At 63.0% G+C, this 1,347-nt stretch carries 2 protein-coding genes and 1 pseudogene; all 3 read left to right on the forward strand.

Features of this window, described 5'->3' with window-relative positions; genetic code table 11:
- Window positions 1–142 precede the first annotated feature (142 nt).
- Window positions 143–691 (forward strand): Tll0287-like domain-containing protein, encoded by a 549-nt coding sequence (locus J0A65_RS23530; protein WP_152488599.1) that lies wholly within the window; start codon window positions 143–145, stop codon window positions 689–691.
- Window positions 688–972: a metal-sensing transcriptional repressor gene (locus tag J0A65_RS23535; protein WP_037051846.1), complete on the forward strand. Its 285-nt coding sequence runs from the start codon at window positions 688–690 to the stop codon at window positions 970–972. Before J0A65_RS23530 ends, J0A65_RS23535 begins: the two co-directional genes overlap by 4 nt.
- 193 nt (window positions 973–1,165) lie before the next feature.
- A pseudogene (locus J0A65_RS23540) lies at window positions 1,166–1,347 on the forward strand (MBL fold metallo-hydrolase); the annotation flags it as partial.

A 1,347-nucleotide genomic window follows, 5' to 3' on the forward strand; every position in this document is an offset into this window, starting at 1 on the left:
AACTGCTGACGCTGCCCACCGACGGCGCCCGGCACTGATCCGCACCTGAATGCACCACGAGTCGTCATGTCGCAGGTCGTGGCGATGACAGCGCGCAGGTTTCGTGCATAAATACCCCCACCAGTATTTATGAGGATCGATCATGCGCACCCTGCTGCTCGCCGCCCTGCTTACCAGCGACACCCTGTATGCCGCCACGCCCTGGCAGGAGGACGCGGCCAAGCAGATACCCGCGTTCGCCGAACAGCTGCTCGGCACCGTGCGCCAGGCCATCGCCGATGGCGGGCCGGGTGCAGCGGTACAGGCCTGCCACGCACTGGCGCCACAGATCGCCAGCGAGCACAGCCGACAGGCCTGGCAGATCGGCCGCACGTCACTGAAGGTACGCAACCCGGACAACGCCCCCGATGCCTGGGAGCGCCGCGTACTGCACGATTTTGCCGCCGCAGCCGCCAGCGGCACGCCCGTCACGCAGCTGCGCCATGCCGAGGAAGTCGACGGGCAGTACCGCTACATGCAGGCCATCGCCGTTGGCGAGCCTTGCCTGGCGTGCCACGGTGCGACGATCAGGACAGAGGTAGAGAATGCGATTGACCAGTACTATCCGCATGATCAGGCCCGCGGCTACCAGCTTGGCGAACTGCGCGGCGCCTTCACCCTGAGTCGCCCCATCGCACAGGACACGCCATGACCGAACCTACCGACCTGCACGCACGCATGCTCGAGCAGCAACAAGCGATGCTCAAACGCCTGGCCCGGGTCGAGGGCCAGATACGCGGCATCCAGGCGATGATCAGGCGCGGTGAGGATTGCGCCGCCATCGCCCAGCAGTTCTCGGCGGCGCGCAGTGCGCTGGACAAGTCCTATCGGCTGATGCTCACCTGCCTCATCGAAGAAGCCATGCTCGACCCGGAGCAGGACACCGAAGCGTCACTGCAGCGCGTACGCGAAATCTTCACCAAGTACACCTGATCCCCCTCTCCGGCGTGCGTTCGAGTCCGCCAGATCTGGCAAAGCCAAGTCATTCAACGACTTGCAGGACGGTTATGGCCGTCCTGAACAAGGCCACCCTCGCTTATTCCATATCAATCTATGCATAGAACCAAAACACAGTTAAGCTCTTTCTTAACTAAATACTCCCACGGGTATGAGAAGGAGCCTGGTCATGCAGCCCGATGTCGTCGAATTCTTCGATCCTGCCACCTACACCTACAGCTATGTGGTCATTGACCCAGCCTCGCAGCATTGCGCGATCATCGACTCGGTGCTGGACTACGATGCCGCCTCCGGGCGCACCTCGCACGCCAGCGCCGAGCGCATCATCGCCTTCGTCAGGGCACGCGACCT

This window comes from Bowmanella yangjiangensis, from assembly GCF_017255015.1.
Lineage (GTDB): Bacteria > Pseudomonadota > Gammaproteobacteria > Enterobacterales > Alteromonadaceae > Bowmanella > Bowmanella yangjiangensis.